Raw genomic sequence first — 22,083 nt, forward strand, 5'->3', positions numbered from 1 at the left:
ACCTCCGGGGAACGCCGCGGTATGCGATGCCCTACTGTCGCATACCCCGAGCCGAATCCGAAATATTCATCCCATGATCTGATATATACCGAGTAAGGTCAGCACTACGGGCGCTTTTTGTCCATCATGTGGACCAGGATCTCGCCATCCCTGCTCACCGTGGTGACCTTCTGCTGGTACACCGTGGTCACTCCATCGGGTCGATGTTCAGTCAGATCTACCTCGAAGGTGTCCGAAGCCAGCTCGGTGATCCGCAGGCAGTGCGTGGTGCCGACCGGCACCTGCTCATCGATACCCTTCTGGATGTCCTCAGCTGTCGGGACGTTGGCGTCATCGGCAACGAATCTTCTGACCTTCGCACCGCTGCGCTCGACGTAGAAGGCATATTGTAAGCCGAGAATAGCCTCTGGGCCGGTATCGGTACCGCCCTGGCCATTACCGATAGTGACCGCGCCGGATTTCTTGGCCGGGCAGCTCAATGCCGCCGTCGTACTGTTCGCCTCAGCAGCGCCGGTATCACCGCTGTCACCGGAGAACGCGATGAGGAACCCGGTCAGCGCGATCAACAGGACGATCGCCACGACCGTACCGAGCACAACCGGACGCACCGGCAAGCGAGACCGCCGCACCGGCTCGGGTTCCGCCGGGGTGCGCACCGCCAGCCGCATCGCGATCGGGTCCTCCGCCCAGGACAGACCCGGTTCGGCAGGTATCGGAGGCTTCGGCACATCCCCCTGCGCGGTCGGCTGGTTCCACCACGAGTCCTGCTCCCTGCCCGTTAGCTGCGATGGCACGGCCGGCGCGGCAGCCTGCTCGGATTGCCCAGGTGTCGATGGCGGAGCAGGTCGCTCGACCTCGCCCGCGGCATCCGGCACACGGTGCTGCGGGGACGACGCGGCCGGTGTCTCCGGCTCACCCGCTGGACGCCAGATGAGCTCAGGGGAGCCGGTCGGTTGTTGCGGTACCTGCCAGTTCTGGCCGGTATCACCGCCCATCGGCGGTCCGAACTCGGAAACCGGTGGTCCGAACTCCTCCAACGGCGGGCCGAACTCCGAGCTGGAACGGCCGGATTCGTTCTCCCGCGCATCACCCTCGGAGGTCACACCCAAATCCTTTCCTTGACACACGGGTGGGGCGGCCGCGAACGACCGCCCCACCCATCGACATCGGCTCGTGTCAGTATCGTCAGTACTGGAGTGAACCACCCCACTGGGTGATGACACCACCCACTTCGATGGTTTGCGGTGGGAACTCACCCGAGGGCAGCGGCGGCTGGATCGCCGCTGCGGCCTCCAGCGCGGCCGCGCCGCCCGGCTGCTCCCGGATCCAGTCTTCCACCGCGGCCCTGGCCATGTTCAGCTGAGTGGTGTCGAACACCGTGGTGGCGGTGTTGTCGGCCACTCCCTCGCCACCGGTGTAGGTGGTCAGCGCGATGGTATTCGGATCGACGAACTCCACCGAGATCCCCGCTTCCCCCGCTCCCGCCGGAGTGTTGTAGCCAATGGTGCCCACGTAGCCCGCCTCATTACTGAAATGATGGGTATTGGCCACATAGCCGGGCAGCAGTGTGCCGCCGTCGATATTCGCACCGAGCTCCGCGTGCGGTCCGGTCATCTCCACGACCGGAGCGGGCGGAGCGTCCTCCAGGCGCGGCGCCTCCCACTGCTGCTGTTGCTGCTGCGGCTGCGACCGCTGCGGCTGCACCAGCATGGAGTTATCCGGCTGCTGCGCCTCGGCGTTCCGGGTGTCCTCGGCGTCTCCTTCGGCCTGGGCGCCCGGCTGCGGTGCGGTCTGCTCACCGTCCTGCTCCAGCTCTGCCTCGGACTGCGGGGCTTCCGTCGACTGCCCCGGAACCGGCAGCGGAGCGACCCGCGGAGGGGTCATACCCGGCTGTGTCGGCCCTGTCAGTTGCGGATCATCCTCCTGCTCGGGCAGGGCCCGATCCGAATCAGGCGGGGTCATACCGGGCTGGCTCGGCGTCGCATCACCTGGCCGACTCGGCGGGGTCATACCGGGCTGGCTCGGCGTCGTATCACCTGGCCGACTCGGCGGGGTCATACCGGGCTGGCTCGGGGTGCTGTCCGACTGCTGCGAATCCTCCGTGGACTCCGGCTGGTCCGACGGCGGCTGGGCGGTCTCCGGGGTGCTCGGCGACTCACTCGCTCCCGGCTGGGCCGGAGCCGGTGTCGCCGGTGTGCTCGGCTGATCATTGGGAGCCGCCCCCGCCGGCGCAGCGAAGAGAGTAGCCACTGCAGCCGCTGTGGCCAGTGGCAGCGAACTATTCGCCATCACTCGCTGCGCACGACTCGGCTTACGATGTTTCACTTTTCGCGATCCCTTCCCGGATGCGACCTGATCGGTCGCATTCAGTTGTCTCTGGGCGAGACGCCTGACCGTCGAACGGCCTCGAGCCATTCGCCGTGCCGATTTGGAAAGGGCATATCCCCCACACCGAATCTCGCGACCGCCCTCCGATCGCATCTCTGTCGAGGAGTGAACCACATACGCGCATGATGAGCAATGTGACGAATAGCCAAGGGTGACAAGAGCGCCCGCGAAAACCGTACGCAACGGGCGTTGAAACCGTTGTCCGGCACTGTCATCCACTCAACGGAGAATCGATGACCGTCCCGGTCGGCGATCAGCCCAAATCGTCGTGACGCATCAATAAACGCGCCGCCTCGGTCACCGAACCGGTAAGCGACGGATACACCGAGAAGGTCTGGGCCAGATCGTTGACCGTCAAATTGTTCTGCACCGCAAGCGCGATGGGCAAAATCAGCTCCGAAGCGATCGGCGCGACGACAACGCCTCCGATCACCACTCCGGTCGCGGGCCTGCAGAAAATCTTGACGAAACCGCGGCGCAGCCCGGACATCTTGGCGCGCGGATTGGTATTCAACGGCAGCATCACCGTGCGCGCGGGCACCTCGCCGTTGTCTATCGCGGTCTGGCTGACGCCGACGGTCGCGATCTCCGGCCGGGTGAATACCGCGGAGGCGACGGTCTTCAGCCGAATCGGGCTGACCCCCTCGCCGAGCGCGTGATACATCGCGATGCGTCCCTGCATCGCGGCCACCGAAGCCAAGGGCAATAAACCGGTGCAGTCCCCCGCGGCATAAACACCGGGAACCGAGGTGCGCGACACCCGATCCACCCGCAGATAGCCACCGCTGTCGAGTTCGATACCGACCCGTTCCAGCCCGAGCCCCGTGGTGTTGGGTATCGACCCGACAGTCATCAGCGCGTGCGAACCGGAAACAGTGCGGCCGTCGGACAGCTTCACCACGATGCCATCGGCAGTACGCTCCACCGCATCGGCACGCGCGTGTTTGACCAGTTCGACACCGCGCTCAGCGAGTGCGTCCTCCAGGACCAGCGCCGCATCGGCATCCTCGCCGGGCAACACCCGGTCGCGACTGGAGACCAACTTCACCCGCACGCCCATCTCGGTATACGCGGAGACGAACTCGGCACCCGTCACGCCGGAACCGACCACTACCAAAGTCTCTGGCAATTCCTCCAGGTCATAGAGCTGACGCCAGTTGAGAATGCGCTCACCATCCGGTTCAGCGCCCGGCAGCACGCGGGGGCTGGCACCAGTAGCGATCAACACCACCTCGGCCTCCAGGATCTGCTGCGCACCATCAGGCAACTCGGCGCGCACCCGGTGCGCGGCCAGACCACCGGTGGGATCGATCAGCTCACCGCGGCCCGACAGCACCGTCACCCCGACGGTCTGCAATTTCGAGCGGATATCCGAGGACTGCGCCAACGCCAGCGCCTTCACCCGCGCGTTCACCTCGGGCAACTGCACCTGCGCCTGGTTCGGGTCGAGCGTGATCCCGAGATCGCGGGCGCGTCGCAGGTCGGTGCGTACGCCGGTCGAAGCGATGAACGTCTTGGAAGGGACACAATCCCACAGCACACATGCCCCGCCGATGCCGTCGGAATCGATCAGCGTCACCGACGCCCCGTGCTGCGCCGCTACCAGTGCCGCCTCGTAGCCGGCTGGTCCACCACCGATGATCGCGATGCGGGTCATTGATACCTCCGCTCGTGCCTGCGCACCGGGATCTCCGGCACGAGGTAAACGTTATCCGGCAATCACCTCGCAGTTCCGCCCGCGTCACCGCCACGCGAACCAGATCCCCGACAAGCGATACGCCACGGGTGCGGCAATCAAACGCAGTCTGCGAGGATTATTGGCTACCCTTTTGTCGTGCCGATCTATGCCGCCTACGGGTCCAACATGGACTCAACGCAGATGCTCGAGCGCTGTCCGCACTCCCCCATGTCCGGGACGGGCTGGTTGGAGGGCTGGCGGCTCACCTTCGCTGGTGACGACATCGGCTGGGAAGGGCCGCTCGCGACGGTTGTCGAGGACCCTGGTTCCCGCGTGTTCGTTGTGCTCTACGACGTGTCCCCTGAGGACGAACAGCGGCTGGACCGCTGGGAGGGCTCGGACTTCGGAATCCACAAGAAGATCCGCCTGCGTGTCACCCGCGATACCGACCAACCCACGCTGGCCTGGCTCTATGTGCTGGACGCCTATGAGGGCGGCCTGCCGTCGGCCCGCTATCTCGGCGTCATCGCCGACGCGGCCGAGAAGGCGGGAGCGCCGGAAGAGTACGTGCACGCGTTGCGTACCCGTAACAGCCGTAACGTCGGGCCGGGCCACTTCGGCTGACCACGCTTCGAACCGCCACTGTGACGCAATCGCCACCATGACGAATATCACTGCGGTGGCGGTTCGGCCACCGTGACGGTGAGGAGGATTCAGCGCGCTCTGAGCACGATATTGCTCAGCACCCGAACACCGACCGCGAGCGCCCGCTCGTCCAGATCGAAGGTCGGCTGGTGCAGATCCAACTGCTCCCCGGTACCGGACCAGACACCCAAGCGTGCCATCGCGCCCGGCACCTCCTCCAGATACCAGGAGAAATCCTCGCCACCACCGGATTGCATGGTGTCGGCCAGCGCATCGGGACCGAGCGCGCGGATCGCGTCCTCGAACATGCGGGTGGAGTGCATCTCATTGACCACAGGCGGCACACCACGCCGATAGTTCAGCTGGTAACGCACGCCCGTCGGAGCGAGCAGTCCGTCTACGATCTCGCGCACCATCGGCTCCAACAGCGACCAAGTCTCGTGATCGCCGGTCCGGATGGTCCCGGTGAGCATGCCGGTCTGTGGAATAGCGTTCGGCGCTTTACCCGCGCTCACCGCACCCCACACCATGACGGTGCTGGTTCGCGGGTCGATACGGCGGCTGAGCAGACCGGGAAGGCCCGTGATCACAGTACCGATCGCATAGACCAAGTCGCTGGTCAAATGCGGGCGCGAAGTATGACCCCCCGGCGAATCGAGCACCAGTTCGATGGTGTCGGCGGCCGAGGTGATCGCACCCACACGAATACCGACCTGGCCCGCCTCTAGACGCGGGTCGCAGTGCAACGCGAAAATCCGCTCCACGCCCGTCATCGCCCCCGTGGCGACCACATCGATCGCACCACCGGGCATAACCTCCTCGGCGGGCTGGAAGATCAGCCGGACACCGATAGGCAGCTCGGGCACCTCGGCCAGCGCCAGCGCCGTACCGAGCAGAATCGTGGTGTGCGCGTCATGGCCGCACGCGTGCGCCACGCCAGGTACCGTCGAGGCGAAACTCAACCCGGTGAACTCCTGCAACGGCAGCGCGTCCATATCGGCGCGCAGCCCGATCCGTGGCCCCTCCGGCCCGATATCGCAGATCAAACCGGTTCCGCCAGGAAGCACCCGTGGCGACAGGCCCGCCTTGGTCAGCCATGCGGAGACGAACTCGGTGGTACCGAACTCGGTACGGGACAGTTCCGGATTCGCATGGATATGCCTGCGCCACTGCACGAGATCGACAGTGTGATCGGCCAGCCACGACTCCACCACCTCGCGCCCGGATCCGCCGGTGCCCGGCACCGCGGAACTTCCGGGGCTCTCCCCGTTCTCCCAGGCGCCCGCTATCGGCTCCGTTGCCGGCGAACGGCTGACTATGCTCACCGAATGTCCTCCTGTCGTTGGACCAACCGTTGCAACAACCTGTCGCTATGAACTTCATCGCGTGCGACGGAGATAGCGGTACGCGCCAGTGCGACCGCACCGTCGAGGACCGCCCGATCCGCCGAGGCATTGACGCTCGCCGCGGCGAAGCCCGGCTGGTGTGTCACCGCGCCACCGGCGTCTATGCCGATAACCGGGTGGATGCCCGGAATGACATTGGTGACATTGCCCATGTCCGTGCTGCCGAACGGGCGTTGCGCCTCGAATTCCTGGGCTATCGGCACACGTCCTAGTGCGGTGATCTGCTCACGATAGGCGAGCAGCAGCTCCTGATCCGGGGTCAGCTCGGTATAAGTCGGCGCGAGCGTCCGAATCTCGTGGGTACAGCCGGTCGCGAGAGCGCCTGCCTCGAAACAAGCCGATGCTCGTCGCATCAGATCGTCGAGGGATGCGGAGTCGGCTGCACGTAGGTAATACAGCAGTTCCGCACGTCCGGGCACGATATTGGGAGCTATGCCACCATGCCCGACTATACCGTGCAACTGCTGACCGGGCAGGAGATGCTGCCTCAGCAAACCAATAGCAACCTGTGCGACGGTGCTCGCGTCACCCGCGTTACGCCCCTGCTCCGGGGCCGCGCTCGCGTGCGCCTCGCGCCCGTGGAAGATCACCGACAGGTCGGCGAGCGCCAGCGAACGAGCGCCGACGATATCCGCCGGACCCGGGTGCACCATCATCATCATCGCGACGTCATCGAACATCCCGCGCTCCAGCAGAAGCACCTTGCCGCCGCCGCTCTCCTCGGCAGGCGTACCGAACACCAGTACCGTGATGCCGAGCGCGTCGGCGACCTCGGCCAGACCGAGCGCCGCGCCAACCGCGGCAGCAGCGATGATGTTGTGCCCGCAGGCATGGCCGATCTCCGGTAAAGCGTCGTATTCGGCACAGATCCCGACAGTCAGAGGTCCACTGCCGTACCTGGCACGGAAAGCCGTCGGCAACTCGGCGATACCGGTTTCGATCGCGAAACCGCGTTCGGCGAGCGGGGCGATGGTCTTGGCGGCACTGCGATGCTCCTCGAACGCCAGCTCCGGTTCGGCGTGAATGGCATGCGAGAGCGCGATCAGCTCAGCGGAAGCAGCGGCGATCGCGGCATCACTACGAGCAGCCGAGCACACTGCGTGGTCGTCACGGTGCGATTCCCGGTACCCGCTGCGCGAAGGTGGCATGCAACACAGTCTCGCATTACCCCGGCAAACCGGCGCGCCCCACGCCGGTTCCCCGAGGTCACCCACCCGGCTCAGCCCGCCGTGAACGTCAGGTTCTCCTCAGTGGTCGGCACCGCGAGACCGGCAAGCGCTTTCGCGTGCAGCGCCCGCTTGATCACCGGCAAGTTCGGCTTACGATTACCCGCCAACGCCGCTGCCCGTTCGACCGCGGTCGCGAGCAGCGCCGAGGTATCGGCCTTTCCGTCCACAATGCCCGCGGCGATCGCCTCATCCGCCGGGTAGCGGTGGCCGGTAGTCATCGCCTGCACACAGACCTGATTGGACAACCGCTCGGTGAGCAAGGCATTCATCGCCACAGTGAACGGCATACCGAGATGCACCTCTGGCAAGCAGTAGAAACCGCGGTCGGCACGCATCACCCGGAAATCGTGCGAAGTCGCCAGCATGGCACCCGCGCCGAAAGCATGTCCGTTGATCGCCGCGACCGTAGGCATCGGGAAAGCGAGCAGACGGGTAAAGACCGAATGCACCCGATCGAGATAACCGTGTGTCTTGTCCGAATTGGCAAAGAGCCAATCGGTGTCGAGACCATTGCTGTAGAACTTCCCCGTGGAAGTGGTCACCAGCGCGGCAGGCCCCTCAGAGCCCTCCACCTCGTCCAGCAACCCGTGGAGTTCATCGATCCAATCGGGGTGGAAGCGGTTCTCGCTGTCGGTCTGTCCCTCGGTCCCGAGGTAGACAACGAACACTTCCCCTTCACGTTCCAAATACGGCATGCAGGCAGCGTAGGCGAGCGCGTTGTATACGCCATAAAGCACCCACGCCGAGCCGCGAAACCCCGCTGATCCCGAACAACCGAAGCACACGCACCACAAACACAAACCCCACCCCCGCCACCCCTCCAAGAACCGCAACCCCCACAACACGACAAACACACAGCGCGCAACCACCCCCTCCCACCCTGCCAAGCGCGAGCCTTACAAACACCGCCCGGAGCCCGTCCCACATCCAAGCAACCAAAGCGCATACACCGCAGACGCGAGCCTCGACCACTCGAACGCAAACCCCAAGAACCACAAACCCGCCACCCCACAAACACGACAAAATCCACAGAGCACACCCCCTCCCAGCCCCACCAGGTGCGAGTCTTACGAGCACCGTTCGCGGCCCGTCTCGCGTCCGAGCAACCGAAGCGCATGCGCCGCAGGCGCGAGTCTCGGTTGTTCGGACGCGAGACTTCCCGGGGCCGCGAACACGCCGAGCCGCAGGCACGGCAAATCAAACACAGCAGGCGCGAGTCTCGGTTGTTCGGACGCGAGACTTCCCGGGGCCGCGAACACGCCGAGCCGCAGGCGCGGCAAATCAAACACAGCTATCGTGACGACCATGCTTGCCGAACAGGCCGCCGAGGCGATCGCTGAACGTACTGGAGTGCCGCGCCATCGAGTCGCGGTGGTACTCGGATCGGGGTGGCAGGACGCGGCAGAGGAGATCGGGACGCCGCGTATGTCGTTGCCGATGCCGGAGCTGCCCGGTTTCGGCAGACCGAGCGCGGAGGGTCACGCGGGCATGGTGCACTCGGTCGAGGTCGGTGGCAATTCGGTGCTGCTTTTGGTGGGCAGGCAGCATCTCTACGAGGGCTATCAGCCCGCCGATGTGGTGCATCCGGTGACCGCTGCGGTCACTGCGGGCGCGGAAGTCGTCGTGCTGACCAATGCCGCGGGTAGCATCGACCCGCACCTCGGGGTGGGTGAGCCGGTGTTGATCAGTGATCATCTCAATCTCACCGGCCGTACACCGTTGTCCGGCGCGACCTTCGTCGACTTGGTCGATGCCTGGGATCCCGAATTGCGTGCGCTGGCCAGAGAGCTCGACCCGAGCCTGGCCGAGGGGGTCTACGCGGGCTTGGCCGGTCCGCAGTACGAGACTCCGGCCGAGATCCGGATGTTGCGCACTATCGGTGCGGATCTGGTCGGTATGTCCACGGTGTTGGAGGCCATCGCGTGCCGCGCGCTCGGTGCAAGGGTGTTGGGGATCTCGCTGGTCACCAATCTGGCCGCGGGTGTGACCGGTGCGAATCTGTCCCATGCCGAGGTGCTCGCCGAGGGGCGCGCCGCCGCGCCGCGGCTGGGCAAACTGCTGCGTGGCGTGCTGGAACGGGTGTAGATGCTGCGCTTCGGTACGGCGGGCTTGCGTGGGCCGCTGCGTGATGGTGCGGACGGTATCAATATCACCACGGTGACCAGGGCGAGTGCCGGGTTCGCCGACTGGCTGCGTGAGCGTTGCCTCGGTGGCGGGGCGGTGGTGGTCGGGCACGATGCCAGGCATGGGTCCGCCGAGTTCGCGGTGGCGACCGCGGAAGTCTTCACCGCGGCGGGTTTTCCGGTGACACTGCTGCCCTATCCGATGCCGACGCCAGTAGTCGCGTACGCGGTGCGGGAGCTGGGAGCGGTCGCGGGCGTGCAGATCACCGCATCGCACAATCCGGCCACCGACAATGGTTACAAGGTCTACCTCGAAGGTGGGGCACAGCTGATCGCGCCGGCCGATGCCGAGATAGAGCGTTGTATCGAAGCGGTCACCGAACCGGTCGCCCGTGCGCCGCTCCGCCCTGCGGGGGATGCTGTGGTGCGCCGTTATCTGGACCGTGTCGCCGAACTTCCCGCGCTGATCGGTGGCTCCGGTGCGCGTGCCGAGGTACGCATCGCGCTCACCGCACTGCACGGTGTCGGCGGGCAGCCGGCTGTCGACGCGTTCACCGCTGCGGGCTACCCCGACGTTCACGTAGTCGGCGAGCAGTTCGAGCCGCACCCGGATTTCCCCACCGTCGCGTTTCCGAATCCCGAGGAGCCCGGTGCGACCGACCTGCTCCTCGCACTGGCCGCGCGGACCGGTGCCGATCTGGCTATCGCGCTCGATCCCGATGCCGATCGGTGCGCGGTCGGCATCCCGCAACCGGATGGCAGCTGGCGGATGCTGCGCGGTGATGAGACCGGTGTGCTCCTTGCCGACTGTGTGCTGCGCACCGCACCGGCAGGCGCCTTGGTGGCGACGACCCTCGTGTCCTCCCGTCTGCTGGCCGAACTGGCTCCCGCGCGCGGCGGCCGCTACGCGGAAACGCTCACCGGCTTCAAATGGCTGGCTCGCGCGGGTGACGGCCTGGTGTACGCCTATGAGGAAGCGATCGGCCATTGTGTCGACCCGGCGGCGGTCCGCGATAAAGACGGTATCTCCGCCGCCGTGCTCGTCACCGATCTGGTGGCCAGGTTGAAGGCGAAGGGGCGCACCTTGGCGGACGAACTCGATGACTACGCGCTGGAGTTCGGTCTGCACACAGGTGATCAGGTGTCACTGCGGCTGACCTCTGCGCGGGAGGCCGCGGCGATCGTCGAACGGTTACGAGCCGATCCACCGAAGCAGATCGCTGGTGAGCCGGTCGAATACACCGACCAGCTCCAGGAGCGTGGCCGGATGCGAACCGATGCGCTGATCTTCACCGGCAGCACATCGCGGGTGGTGGTGCGCCCCTCCGGTACGGAACCGAAGCTCAAGTGCTATCTGGAGGTAGTCGAGCCGGTCGGCGCACGCGCGGACCTTCCGGCCGCACGCACCGCTGCGCGCGAGCGTCTTGCGGCGTTGCGCGATTTCTGCCGGGCATTATGACATTTTCTCGGGCGGGATCAGCGCGGACCGAACTGCCGATCTCCCGCGTCACCGAGACCGGGCATGATGTAGGCGTTCTCGTTCAGGCCTTGATCGACGACCGCGGTGACCAGACGCACCGGAAGACCCGAGTCGGCCAGCGTAGCAATGCCTTCCGGTGCGGCGACAACGCAGATCGCCGTGATGTCGGTGGCGCCACGCGCCGCGAGCAACTCCAGGGTGTAGCGCATCGATCCTCCCGTGGCCAGCATCGGATCGAGTACGAAGACCGGTAGCCCGGCGAGGTCGGCGGGTAATGACTCGAGGTAGGGCACCGGCAGGTGAGTGTCCTCGTCCCTGGCGAGACCGACGAATCCGATTCTGGCGTCCGGAATCAACTCAGCGGCGGCATCGGTCATGCCGAGCCCGGCACGCAGCACCGGAACCAGCAACGGTGGCTGGGCGAGCCGGATGCCCTCGGTGACGGCGACCGGGGTGGTGATCTCGAATCGCTCCACTGGCGCGTCGCGTAACGCCTCGTAGATCAGGATGCCGGTGAGGTCGCGCAGCGCGGCGCGGAAGGCCGGATTCGCCGTTCGCTCATCCCGCATCGTGGTGAGCAGGGCGGCGGCAAGTGGATGGTCCACAGTGTGGGTATGCATGAAGGAACGATAAGCTCACCAGGGGACGCATCGCCGGACCCGTCCGGCGCTCCGAGCTTTTCCCAAGGGGCGGAACCGAACCCGGGCAATGCGCGTCCAACTGAGTAGATGACGTACTCTGCGAGAGAACAACAGATGGGGGATTCTCGGATGCGAAAGATGTCGGCGGATACCGAGGGGATCGCCGCCTATGGCGCGATAACCCACGCTATGGCGAGTGAGCTGGCGACGGCAGGGGGCAGTAGTGCGGCGGCGGGGCCCGCGGCACTCGGTCCGATCATGGGACTCGTCGGGGCCGATTTCATGGCGGCCTATGCCGCGGCACACGCCGGGCACCTCGCCTCGATCGGCCAGCTCTCGGCGGTATTGACCAGCATGGGTGGCGCGGCCACCGGCGCGGCGGCCGTCCTCACCGAGACCGACGCGGCGGCAGCGAGCGCACTGCGTAACGCCACCGCCGGCCTGGAGTGAAGCCGTGATCGATATCAACGCGCTGGCCAGACCGCTCCTGGACCTGCTCACCTGCTTCGGCACCGGAGTGCTGCCCGCCGGTGGTCCGGCCGATGCGCTGCGCAGCACCTCGGCTGTGATCGATCAGATCCAGCAACAGGGTCGCGACAGCATCAACGCGATGAACACCGCGTGGGACGGCCGAGCCGCGGATGCCGCCACTGCCAAAGCACTGCGCGTACAGACCTCCGCGGCCACCATCTCCGATCGTGGTAACGAAATGGCCGTGGTGGTCGGCCGGGCGGCGGCCGAGGTCGAGGCCGGGCAGCGGGAGCTCACCGCTATCGCGCAGTCGTTCCTGCACACCGCGGCGAGCATGGGGCCGGCTTTGACGACGCCGCAGGGGCTGGCTGTGCTGGTCGGTTCGGCGATCGACCACCTCGGCCGGGCACTCGCGGTGGTCGGCCGGGTGCAGAACGAGCTGCGCACCTGCACCGCGTCGATGAGCGAGCTGATCCCACCGCCGCCTACTCCATCACTCGCCGGGGTACCCGGTCTCAACGTGCCCGGCCTCGATATGCCCGGCCCCGGTATGCAGCAGGTGATGTCCGCCGGTGCGAGCGCGCTCGACGGCGTCGGCCAGATGCTGAGCAGCGCGCTGACCGCACCGCAACCACAACCGCAGGCCCTGTACGGTCCCGGTGAGATGCCCGGCCCATCGACCACCCCTATGCCGGGCACCGGCTCATCGGATATGCCCGCCGATGACGATGGCGATGGCGTACGGCTCACGCTGCCCGATGGCAGTGTCGTCGAGGCCCCGAACGAGCAGGCCGCCACCGCGGTCCGTTCGGCGCTCGGCGCTCTCGGCACCCCTTATGTATGGGGTGGAAACAGCCCTGGCGCCGGGCTGGACTGTAGTGGGCTCACCAAGTACGCCTATGGCGAAGCCGGTGTCGATCTGCCCCGGCTCGCGGCCGAGCAGGGCACCGGGGCCGCGACGGTGTCCCCCGGCGACCTGATGCCCGGTGATCTCGCGATCTGGGATGGTCATGTGGCCATGGTGATCGGGAACGGACAGTTGGTCGAAGCGGGTGACCCAGTCCAGATCAGTTCGATTCGAACGGAGAACTCAGGCATGGACTTCTACGGTTTCTACAGGCCGACAGCATGAATCAACCTCAGATACCCAATGTCACGGTGGCCAGCAGCAGCAACCGGTCGGGCACTGTCTCGGTGCGCGCGACCGATCAGGGCATGCCGGTGGAGATCACCTTCGAACGCAGCGAATACCGCTACGGTGCGCAGTCGCTCGCCAATGAGATCCTGCGACTCACCCAGCGCTCCGCCATCGCGGCCAGGGCCCGGCGCCGCGAACTACTCGCCGAAGCAGGCATGTCCTCGGATACCCTGGACCAGCTCGGGTTACCCACCCGGCAACAGGCGGTGGACGAACTGGACCGGATCGATGACGCGGACACCGGACCGACAAGCTGGATGAGACCGTTATGAGTGCGGAGATGGACGCTCTGGTCGCATCGGCGACCCAGAAGCTGGAGGCGCTGGAAGCAGCGCTGTACGGGTTGAAGCAGGTACGCGGGCAATTCACCACCGAGGACGGCTCGGTGCGTGTCGAGGTGAACAGTGACGGCGCACTGGTAGGCCTGACCTTGGCGGAATCGGTCAGCACCAGACCACCCGCAGAAGTCGGACAGTTGATCATCTGGGCTTGTGGGCAGGCGGCCGAGAATGCGGGTGCGCAACGATCCAAGGTCGTTGCGACACTGAACGAGTCGTTTACTTCTCCCGCCGATCCTCCGGCGGACCGGCATGGGGGCGGGCCGGATAGTGCCTGACGAGGAAGGTCGATAGGCTACCGCTCATGGCTTCTGGAGACATCGTCCCGATCGAGCTCGGCCTGACCGACGGCGATCTCGTCACCCTGTGGGCACCGCGCTGGCGCGACGGTGATGATGAGTGGGAGGCATTCCTCGGACACGAGGATGCCCTCTACGGCTTCGAGTCCGTCGCGGAACTGGCCGCTTTCATCCGGACCGACTCCGATAACGACCTCGTCGACCATCCGGCGTGGAAAGTAGTCGTCGGGCTCTCCGCGGCCGAGCTGGAGCCGGAGGAGAATTTCACCTTCGATTTGGTCGCGGTACCTGAGCTGGCCGCGGGTGAACCGGACGTAGACGTTGTCGCCGAGTTGGAAGACACCCTCGACATGGTGCGCAACCTCGGCGAGGTCTGTGAGCTGGAGACGGTGACCAAGTTCTTCGGTTCGCATCCGGTGCTCGGCGCCCTGCCCGGCGGGGTGAGCGCGTTCGTCGGACGAGACGGCGAGGAACTGTGGGACCAGATCGGCGCGGCCATCGCCAAAGGGTGGGACGACGTCCTCGATGCCATCGACTCCGCCATCCAGACACCAGAGGTCGATGCCGAGGCGGTCGCGGTCGCCGAGGCCGAAATACTGGCCGCGGAGGAGAACATCGTCGATGCGGACGACGCGGCCGACAGCGATGAAGACGAGGAGTTCGAGCCGGTCGACCTCGACGAGGAAGACGAGGACGAATCGTTCTGGCATGAGGTCGGCATCGACCCGGTCAAAATCGTCACCTCGCAGGGCAATTTCTTCACCCTGCGCTGCTATCTCGACGACGAACCGATCTTCCTCGGCACCGACAGTTCGATCACGGTGTTCTCCTCCGAGCGGGCGCTGGCTCGCTACCTCGCCGATGATCACGAACACGATCTGGCCCGAGTGAGCACTTTCACCGACGTGCAGACCGCGGCAGTGGACGGTTCGCTGGAGGTCGAAGTCACCGATGAGAACGTCTACGTGCTACCCGGCCTTGCCGAAGATCTGGCGGAAGGACCGGAGGCCGTCGACATCGAACAACTCGACCTCGCGGTCGAACTGTTCACCGATGCCGCCGACTACGCCGACAGCGACACTGTCGAACAGGCGCTGGCCCAGTCCACCCCGCTGGGCTGGTACATCTCCTACCTGTTGAATCCCGATCCCACCCGGTTGGCGCCCAATCCGCCGTTCACCGCAGAGGCACAGGCATGGCGCGAGCTGGAACGCGATCTGGAATCCCGATTCGACAAGCAGTAGCCGCGATGAGCAATCGCCATGGCCGATCACCCTAGCGCACCGGTGCCCGACCCCGGATCGGGCCGAGCACCGGTGCGCACAGCGCCGTCTCACGACGGCCGGTCGGGCACCATATGGCCGATTACGTCGACATACGTCTACCCGGCATATCCGAATCTCGTTGTATGCGTATGTCAGCCGATCAGCACCGCGTATCCGGGCTTGATGATGTCGTCGATGATCCGCAGTCGCTGCGGGAACGGGATGAACGCCGATTTCATGGCATTGATGGTGAACCGTTCCAGATCACTCCAGCCGTAGTCGAACGTCTCGACCAGCTTGAGCATCTCCTTGCTCATACTGGTGTCGCTCATCAGCCTGTTATCGGTATTGACCGTCACGCGGAAACGCAGCCTGGCCAACAGATCGAAGGGATGTTTGTCCAGGGAGGGCACGGTGCCGGTCTGGACGTTCGAGGAGGGGCACAGTTCCAGCGGGATGCGCATATCCCGCACGTAGCTGGCAACCAGTCCGAGCTGCGCGTCCTCGATCGCGCCGGGCACACTGATGTCGTCGGTGATCCGTACGCCGTGCCCCAGCCGGTCGCAACCGCAGAACGCGAGTGCTTCGTGGATGGACGGCAAGCCGAACGCCTCACCCGCGTGGATCGTGAAATGCGCGCTATTGGCGCGCATGTACTCGAACGCGTCCAGATGCCTGCTCGGCGGAAAGCCAGCCTCCGCGCCCGCGATATCGAAGCCGCCGACACCACGATCGCGGAAACGCACCGCCAGCTCGGCGATTTCCCTTGACCGCGCCGCATGCCGCATCGCGATGAGCAGACAGGTCACCACGATGGTGTGCCCCTGTCCGGCGACCGCGGCCTCACCATCGCGGAAACCGGCGAGAGTGTGTTCGACCACTTCATCCAGGGTGAGGCCCTGTTCCAAGTGTTGTTCGGGGGCGAAACGGACCTCCGCGTACACCACACCGTCGGCAGCGAGATCCTCGACGCATTCGCGGGCGACTCGGCGCAGGCCCTCCGGTGTCTGCATCACGGCGACGGTGTGGACGAAGGTCTCCAGATACCGTTCCAGCGATCCGCTGTCGGCCGCGTCACGGAACCAGGCCGCTAGTGACGCCTCATCGGAAGCAGGCAGATCGTCATAGCCGCTGTGTGCGGCCAGCTCTAGCACCGTAGCGGGCCGCAGGCCACCATCGAGGTGGTCGTGCAGCAGCGCTTTCGGCGCTTGGCGGATCGAGGCGAGGGTCAGTGGCATCGGTCCAGTCATGTATCGACGGTAGCCGTAGCACGCCGGATCGGCAGCCGACTCGGGGCGTGGCGACCATCTCGTTGCCGGATGAATGCCGACCGGACCAGAATGGACCACCGAACCGAGCCCGCTACTTCCGGCCGGTCGGCATGGCAGCGACTCGATACCGCATACCCGTGCGCCGGATCAACACCCGACGCGACCGAGTATCAGCGGGATGGGCTCAGCCGTCGTCGGCGCGATGGTGACGGCATCATCCAGTGCCGCCGCCGCACCCGCGAATGCTTCCGGGGTATCGGTATGCATGGTGAGCAGCGGCTGTCCCGCGGTGACAGCGTCGCCCGGCTTGGCATGCATAACGACGCCCGCACCGAGCTGTACCGGATCGCCTTGGCGTGCGCGGCCCGCACCGAGGCGCCAGGCGGCGATACCGACGCCGTACGCGTCGAGCCTGCTCAGCACACCGTCGGTGGTAGCAAGTACGGTCTCGGTGTGTTTCGCGGCAGGCAGGGCCGCCTCCGGGTCGCCTCCTTGGGCACGGACCATCGCGCGCCAGCGGTCCATCGCCCGGCCGTCCGCCAGCACATCGGCGGGATCGGTATCGAGTCCGGCCAGGGCAACCATCTCCCTGGCCAGGGTGAGGGTCAGCTCCACCACATCAGCCGGTCCACCTCCGGCGAGTACCTCCACCGATTCCGCGACTTCCATGGCATTGCCCGCGGTGCGGCCGAGCGGGGTGTCCATGGCGGTGAGCAGTGCCACTGTCCGCACACCCGCATCGGTACCGAGCTCGACCATGGCCGTAGCCAATTCACGTGCCTCGTCGAGCGTCTTCATAAAGGCGCCGGAGCCGACCTTGACATCGAGCAGCAGCGCCGCGGTGCCCTCCGCGATCTTCTTGCTCATGATCGAGCTGGCGATCAGCGGGATCGATTCGACCGTGCCGGTGACATCGCGCAAGGCGTACAGACGCCGGTCGGCGGGCGCGAGGTCAGCCCCCGCCGCACACACCACCGCACCGAGCCGTGGATCCGCCAGGATGTCGCGCATCCGCGATACCGGCACATCGGCTCGCCACCCGGGGATGGATTCCAGTTTGTCCAGAGTTCCGCCGGTGTGGCCGAGCCCGCGTCCGGACAATTGCGGTACGGTGGCCCCGCAAGCGGCGACCACGGGGGCCAAGGGCAAGGTGATCTTGTCCCCCACCCCGCCGGTCGAATGCTTGTCCACAGTCGGCCGTGGCAGACCCGTGAGGTCCATACGCTGCCCGGAATCGATCATCGCGGCGGTCCACGCGGCTATCTCCCGCCGAGTCATCCCGCGCCATACGATTGCCATGGCCAGCGCGGACATCTGCTCATCGGCCACCGTTCCTCGGGTGAACCCGTCCACCACCCAGTGGATCTGCGCATCGGACAGTTCCCCGCCGTCGCGCTTGGCCGTAATGATCGAAACCGCGTCGAGTGCTGTCACATTCGCCAGTCTGGCATGCGCTCGCTCCGGTGCCGCCTACCTCACTGCGGGCTGACCCCCCTGACCAGATCGGGCATATGCCCAGCGTCCAGGTCCGCGGGGCCGAAGGCATCCGGAAGCAGCATCCGCAGTGGCGCCGCTCCGGCCTTGCTGTCGACCAAGAGTTCGTCACCACCGTGCTCGTGGAGCAATTGTCGGCACCGTCCACACGGCATCAGGATTTCTCCGCGAGAATCCACCACCGAGATGGCCAACAGTCGTCCGCCACCCCCCGAAATCAAGTTACCGACGAGTACACATTCGGCACACAGGCCTAATCCATATGAGACATTTTCCACATTGCAGCCGATCACAATTCGTCCATGAGCACTGAGAGCCGCGGCGCCGACCGGAAACTGCGAGTACGGCGCATAGGCATTCTGCATAACTCCAATGGCATTGTCGCGCAATATTTTCCAGTCGATATCCAGCATAGGAAGCTCTTTCCGGTCGAGCCGAACACAGCCGCGCGAGGACCGCGAGGAAACCTCGCACACACAGAGGAAGGTAAACCTAACTCAATCGTTTGCCGTGCAACGCGCGGCACACCGAATTAGTTCCGAGAATGCAAGAGGATTAGAGTCCACAACAGATCGGTTCAGGTTCCCTGCGATGGGTCGGAGGACAGCCACCTGGGCATTCAGCCCCCCACTGCAGCCGGCGTCGGACCTGCAACCGGGTCCATCAACGACGTTGGAGGCACCGTACTCTATGACCACGATTGAAGCTCCGGCCCAGCCGAAGCGGAGGACACTGTACCGAGGCGACCCCGGAATGTGGTCGTGGGCGCTGCATCGGATCACCGGCGTCACCATCTTCTTCTTCCTCTTCGTCCACGTACTGGACACCGCACTGGTCCGGGTGAGCCCGGAGGCCTACGACGCGACGATCGAGACCTACAAGACCCCCATCGTCGCGTTGATGGAAATGGCCTTGGTCGCCGCCGTGCTGTACCACGCATTCAACGGTGTCCGCGTGATCCTGGTGGATTTCTGGGCCAAGGGGCCCAAGTACCAGCGCCTGATGCTCTGGATCGTTCTCGCGGCCTGCGCCCTGCTCGGTATTCCCGCAATCGGACGCATGTTCTTCTACCTGTTCACGGAGCACTGATCATGAGCGCACCTGTTCTCGGCAAGTCCTACGACCGCCCGGCGAGCCTGGATCTGCCCCGCTCGCCCCGCGCCCGCTCGAACAACAACTTCGAGAAGTACGCCTGGCTGTTCATGCGATTCTCCGGCCTGCTGCTGATCGTGCTCGTCCTCGGACATATGGCGATCATGCTGCTGCTCGACGGCGGCGTGAAGCGGGTCAACTTCGCCTTCGTCGCCGGTCGCTGGTCCAGCCCGTTCTGGCAGTTCTGGGACCTGAGCATGCTGTGGCTGGCGCAGCTGCACGGCGGCAACGGGGTGCGCACCGTGATCGCGGACTACGCCCGCAAGGATTCGACCCGGTTCTGGCTGAACACCCTGCTGGCCGTCTCGATGATCCTGGTCATGAGCGTTGGCACCTACGTCATCTTCACCTTCGACCCCAACATCAGTTAGGAACAGGCCCCCTCGCATGAGTGAGCGCAGCGAACCAATCAACGGGACCGGCGGATCTCGTCCGGTCCAGGAGCATCGCTACGACGTCGTGATCGTCGGCGCGGGCGGCGCGGGCATGCGTGCCGCGATCGAGGCAGGCCCGCGGGCACGGACGGCGGTGCTGACCAAGCTGTACCCGACCCGCAGCCACACCGGCGCCGCCCAGGGCGGTATGTGCGCGGCCCTGGCCAATGTCGAAGAGGACAACTGGGAATGGCACACCTTCGACACCGTCAAGGGTGGTGACTACCTGGTCGATCAGGATGCCGCGGAGATCATGGCCAAGGAGGCCATCGACGCGGTACTCGATCTGGAGAAGATGGGGCTGCCGTTCAACCGCACCCCCGAGGGCAAGATCGACCAGCGCCGCTTCGGTGGCCATACCCGCGACCACGGCAAGGCCCCGGTCCGCCGCGCCTGCTACGCCGCCGACCGCACCGGCCACATGATCCTGCAGACGCTGTACCAGAACTGCGTCAAGCACGATGTGGAGTTCTTCAACGAGTTCTACGTGCTGGATCTGGTGCTCACCGACAGCGACCGCGGCCCGGTCGCGACCGGTGTGGTCGCCTATGAGCTGTCCACCGGCGAGCTGCACGTCTTCCACGCCAAGTCGATCGTGTTCGCCACCGGCGGCTCGGGCCGGATGTACAAGACCACCTCGAACGCGCACACCCTGACCGGCGACGGGATGGCGATCGTGTTCCGCAAGGGTCTGCCGCTGGAGGATATGGAGTTCCACCAGTTCCACCCGACAGGTCTGGCCGGTCTCGGCATCCTGATCTCCGAGGCGGTCCGTGGCGAGGGCGGCATCCTGCGCAATGCCGACGGCGAACGCTTCATGGAGCGCTACGCCCCCACCATCAAAGACCTCGCCCCGCGCGATATCGTCGCCCGCTCGATGGTGCTCGAGGTGCTGGAGGGCCGGGGCGCAGGGCCGAACAAGGACTACGTCTACATCGACGTGACCCACCTCGGCGAAGACGTGCTCGAGGAGAAACTTCCCGATATCACCGAGTTCTCCCGCACCTACCTCGGCGTGGATCCGGTGAAGGAATTGGTGCCGGTATTCCCTACCTGCCACTACGTGATGGGCGGTATCCCGACCCGCATCCAGGGTGAGGTGCTGCGCAACAACACCGATATCGTCCCCGGGCTCTACGCCGCGGGTGAATGCGCCTGCGTGTCGGTACACGGCGCCAACCGTCTCGGCACCAACTCACTGCTCGACATCAACGTGTTCGGTCGCCGCGCCGGTATCGCCGCCGCGGAATACGCGCAGCGTGCCGAGTTCGTGGACATGCCGGAGAACCCGGCGCAGATGGTGCAGGATTGGCTGGTCCAGCTGCTGAGCGAGCACGGCGACGAGCGGGTCGCCGATATCCGTACCGAACTGCAGCGCTCGATGGACAATAACGCCTCGGTATTCCGTACCGAGGACACGCTCAAGCAGGCCCTCACCGATATCCACGCGCTCAAGGAGCGCTACGCGCGGATCACAGTGCAGGACAAGGGCAAGCGCTACAACAGCGATCTGCTCGAAGCCGTCGAGCTCGGCTTCCTGCTGGAGCTGGCCGAGGTCACCGTGGTCGGTGCGCTCAACCGTAAGGAATCCCGCGGCGGCCACGCCCGCGAGGATTATCCCGACCGTGACGACGTGAACTTCATGCGGCACACCATGGCCTACAAGCAGGTCGAAGCAGGCGCTCCGGCCGACCTCCTCGCCGAGATCCACTTGGACTTCAAGCCCGTGGTGCAGACCCGTTACGAGCCGATGGAGCGTAAGTACTGATGACCGCTGTTATCGAGAACCAAGCAGCGCCTGGCGCGAAGCCGGCTCCGGTCCCCGAGGGCTCGGTGATGATCACCGTCAAGGTGGCCAGGTTCAACCCCGAGAACACGGAGGGCGCGCACTGGGAGTCCTTCCAAGTGCCGGTACTGCCGACCGACCGGTTCCTGAACGTGCTGATCTACATCAAGTCCTATTTGGATGGCACGCTCACCTTCCGCCGCTCCTGCGCGCACGGCGTCTGCGGTTCCGACGCCATGCGCATCAACGGCGTCAACAGGCTGGCCTGCAAGGTGCTGATGAAGGACATGCTGCCCAAGGACGGCAAGTCCTTCACCGTCACGGTCGAGCCGATCCGCGGCCTGCCGGTGGAGAAGGACCTCGTGGTCGATATGGAGCCGTTCTTCGACGCCTTCCGCGCCGTGAAGCCCTACCTGATCACCTCGGGTAACGAGCCGACAAGGGAACGCATCCAGAGCCAGGCCGACCGCGCCCGGTTCGACGACACCACCAAGTGCATCCTGTGTGCCTGCTGCACCACCTCCTGCCCGGTGTACTGGAGCGACGGCAGCTACTTCGGCCCTGCGGCGATCGTGAACGCGCACCGCTTCATCTTCGACAGCCGCGACGAAGGTGCTCGCGAACGCCTCGACATCCTCAACGACGTCGAAGGCGTCTGGCGCTGCCGTACCACCTTCAACTGCACCGATGCCTGCCCACGCGGTATCGAGGTCACCAAGGCCATCCAAGAGGTCAAGCGAGCCCTGCTCTTCACTCGCTGACCACCCGGCTCAGCCGCACCGAAG

22 protein-coding genes are annotated in these 22,083 nt (G+C 65.4%); 12 read left to right on the forward strand and 10 right to left on the reverse strand.

Features of this window, described 5'->3' with window-relative positions:
• Positions 1-104 precede the first annotated feature (104 nt).
• The 3 genes from ACL02S_RS13940 to ACL02S_RS13950 all read right to left on the reverse strand — a co-directional run bounded on the left by ACL02S_RS13940 (position 105) and on the right by ACL02S_RS13950 (position 4,045).
• Complete coding sequence (locus ACL02S_RS13940) at positions 105-1,103, reverse strand: DUF8176 domain-containing protein (RefSeq protein ID WP_412802829.1); 999 nt, start codon at positions 1,101-1,103, stop codon at positions 105-107.
• A gap of 82 nt (positions 1,104-1,185) precedes the next feature.
• Entirely contained in the window at positions 1,186-1,962 is a 777-nt protein-coding gene (locus tag ACL02S_RS13945) for a hypothetical protein (RefSeq protein WP_412802830.1), read from the reverse strand.
• A gap of 679 nt (positions 1,963-2,641) precedes the next feature.
• A complete protein-coding gene (locus ACL02S_RS13950; protein ID WP_412802831.1) occupies positions 2,642-4,045 on the reverse strand; it encodes an NAD(P)H-quinone dehydrogenase in 1,404 nt (467 codons plus the stop codon).
• 177 nt (positions 4,046-4,222) lie between these two features.
• Here ACL02S_RS13950 and ACL02S_RS13955 point away from each other — a divergent pair, with 177 nt between their 5' ends.
• Positions 4,223-4,690: a gamma-glutamylcyclotransferase family protein gene (locus tag ACL02S_RS13955; protein ID WP_412802832.1), complete on the forward strand. Its 468-nt coding sequence runs from the start codon at positions 4,223-4,225 to the stop codon at positions 4,688-4,690.
• Between the two features lie 89 nt (positions 4,691-4,779).
• Here ACL02S_RS13955 and ACL02S_RS13960 read toward each other — a convergent pair whose 3' ends face one another.
• The 3 genes from ACL02S_RS13960 to ACL02S_RS13970 all read right to left on the reverse strand — a co-directional run bounded on the left by ACL02S_RS13960 (position 4,780) and on the right by ACL02S_RS13970 (position 8,041).
• Entirely contained in the window at positions 4,780-5,922 is a 1,143-nt protein-coding gene (locus tag ACL02S_RS13960) for a M20 family metallopeptidase (RefSeq protein ID WP_503129058.1), read from the reverse strand.
• Between the two features lie 110 nt (positions 5,923-6,032).
• Positions 6,033-7,265, reverse strand: coding sequence for a M20 family metallopeptidase (locus ACL02S_RS13965; protein ID WP_412802833.1), 1,233 nt, complete (start codon positions 7,263-7,265; stop codon positions 6,033-6,035).
• Positions 7,266-7,336: 71 nt separating this feature from the next.
• On the reverse strand, positions 7,337-8,041 hold the full coding sequence (locus tag ACL02S_RS13970) for an enoyl-CoA hydratase-related protein (protein ID WP_412802834.1): 705 nt from the start codon (positions 8,039-8,041) through the stop codon (positions 7,337-7,339).
• A 610-nt stretch (positions 8,042-8,651) separates the two neighbouring features.
• Between ACL02S_RS13970 and ACL02S_RS13975 the strand changes: the two genes are divergently transcribed.
• Positions 8,652-9,431, forward strand: coding sequence for a purine-nucleoside phosphorylase (locus ACL02S_RS13975; protein ID WP_412802835.1), 780 nt, complete (start codon positions 8,652-8,654; stop codon positions 9,429-9,431).
• Complete coding sequence (locus ACL02S_RS13980) at positions 9,432-10,928, forward strand: phospho-sugar mutase (RefSeq protein WP_412802836.1); 1,497 nt, start codon at positions 9,432-9,434, stop codon at positions 10,926-10,928.
• A 17-nt stretch (positions 10,929-10,945) separates the two neighbouring features.
• Here ACL02S_RS13980 and upp read toward each other — a convergent pair whose 3' ends face one another.
• Positions 10,946-11,569, reverse strand: coding sequence for a uracil phosphoribosyltransferase (gene upp / locus ACL02S_RS13985; RefSeq protein ID WP_412802837.1), 624 nt, complete (start codon positions 11,567-11,569; stop codon positions 10,946-10,948).
• A gap of 150 nt (positions 11,570-11,719) precedes the next feature.
• Here upp and ACL02S_RS13990 point away from each other — a divergent pair, with 150 nt between their 5' ends.
• Genes ACL02S_RS13990 through ACL02S_RS14010 form a run of 5 tightly spaced genes read left to right on the forward strand, consistent with a single transcriptional unit; the run spans position 11,720 to position 15,140 of the window.
• Positions 11,720-12,040 (forward strand): hypothetical protein, encoded by a 321-nt coding sequence (locus ACL02S_RS13990; protein WP_412802838.1) that lies wholly within the window; start codon positions 11,720-11,722, stop codon positions 12,038-12,040.
• A gap of 4 nt (positions 12,041-12,044) precedes the next feature.
• Positions 12,045-13,193 carry a C40 family peptidase gene (locus tag ACL02S_RS13995; RefSeq protein WP_412802839.1) on the forward strand — a complete coding sequence of 383 codons (1,149 nt, stop codon included), beginning with the start codon at positions 12,045-12,047 and terminating at the stop codon, positions 13,191-13,193.
• On the forward strand, positions 13,190-13,531 hold the full coding sequence (locus ACL02S_RS14000; protein WP_412802840.1) for a hypothetical protein: 342 nt from the start codon (positions 13,190-13,192) through the stop codon (positions 13,529-13,531). The genes ACL02S_RS13995 and ACL02S_RS14000 overlap by 4 nt, the downstream gene beginning before the upstream one ends.
• The gene (locus tag ACL02S_RS14005) at positions 13,528-13,875 is read left to right on the forward strand and encodes a YbaB/EbfC family nucleoid-associated protein (RefSeq protein ID WP_412802841.1); all 348 of its coding nucleotides are present in this window, start codon (positions 13,528-13,530) and stop codon (positions 13,873-13,875) included. Before ACL02S_RS14000 ends, ACL02S_RS14005 begins: the two co-directional genes overlap by 4 nt.
• 26 nt (positions 13,876-13,901) lie before the next feature.
• The gene (locus tag ACL02S_RS14010) at positions 13,902-15,140 is read left to right on the forward strand and encodes a SatS C-terminal domain-containing protein (protein ID WP_412802842.1); all 1,239 of its coding nucleotides are present in this window, start codon (positions 13,902-13,904) and stop codon (positions 15,138-15,140) included.
• 173 nt (positions 15,141-15,313) lie between these two features.
• Here ACL02S_RS14010 and ACL02S_RS14015 read toward each other — a convergent pair whose 3' ends face one another.
• From ACL02S_RS14015 to ACL02S_RS14025, 3 genes are all read right to left on the reverse strand, one after another.
• A complete protein-coding gene (locus ACL02S_RS14015; RefSeq protein ID WP_412802843.1) occupies positions 15,314-16,411 on the reverse strand; it encodes an adenosine deaminase in 1,098 nt (365 codons plus the stop codon).
• Positions 16,412-16,579: 168 nt separating this feature from the next.
• Positions 16,580-17,866, reverse strand: coding sequence for a thymidine phosphorylase (locus ACL02S_RS14020; protein WP_412802844.1), 1,287 nt, complete (start codon positions 17,864-17,866; stop codon positions 16,580-16,582).
• 41 nt (positions 17,867-17,907) lie between these two features.
• Entirely contained in the window at positions 17,908-18,339 is a 432-nt protein-coding gene (locus tag ACL02S_RS14025; RefSeq protein ID WP_412802845.1) for a cytidine deaminase, read from the reverse strand.
• A gap of 277 nt (positions 18,340-18,616) precedes the next feature.
• Here ACL02S_RS14025 and sdhC point away from each other — a divergent pair, with 277 nt between their 5' ends.
• From sdhC to ACL02S_RS14045, 4 genes are read left to right on the forward strand one after another with little or no spacing between them, the layout of a single operon-like run.
• Positions 18,617-19,015 (forward strand): succinate dehydrogenase, cytochrome b556 subunit, encoded by a 399-nt coding sequence (sdhC, locus tag ACL02S_RS14030; RefSeq protein ID WP_412802846.1) that lies wholly within the window; start codon positions 18,617-18,619, stop codon positions 19,013-19,015.
• 2 nt (positions 19,016-19,017) lie between these two features.
• Positions 19,018-19,449 carry a succinate dehydrogenase hydrophobic membrane anchor subunit gene (locus ACL02S_RS14035; protein ID WP_412802847.1) on the forward strand — a complete coding sequence of 144 codons (432 nt, stop codon included), beginning with the start codon at positions 19,018-19,020 and terminating at the stop codon, positions 19,447-19,449.
• Positions 19,450-19,465: 16 nt separating this feature from the next.
• Positions 19,466-21,280, forward strand: coding sequence for a succinate dehydrogenase flavoprotein subunit (gene sdhA, locus ACL02S_RS14040; protein WP_412802848.1), 1,815 nt, complete (start codon positions 19,466-19,468; stop codon positions 21,278-21,280).
• On the forward strand, positions 21,280-22,059 hold the full coding sequence (locus tag ACL02S_RS14045; protein WP_412802849.1) for a succinate dehydrogenase iron-sulfur subunit: 780 nt from the start codon (positions 21,280-21,282) through the stop codon (positions 22,057-22,059). Before sdhA ends, ACL02S_RS14045 begins: the two co-directional genes overlap by 1 nt.
• Positions 22,060-22,083: the final 24 nt, after the last annotated feature.

Origin of the sequence: Nocardia spongicola (assembly GCF_047200775.1) — a bacterium.
In the GTDB taxonomy this organism is placed as follows: Bacteria; Actinomycetota; Actinomycetes; order Mycobacteriales; family Mycobacteriaceae; genus Nocardia.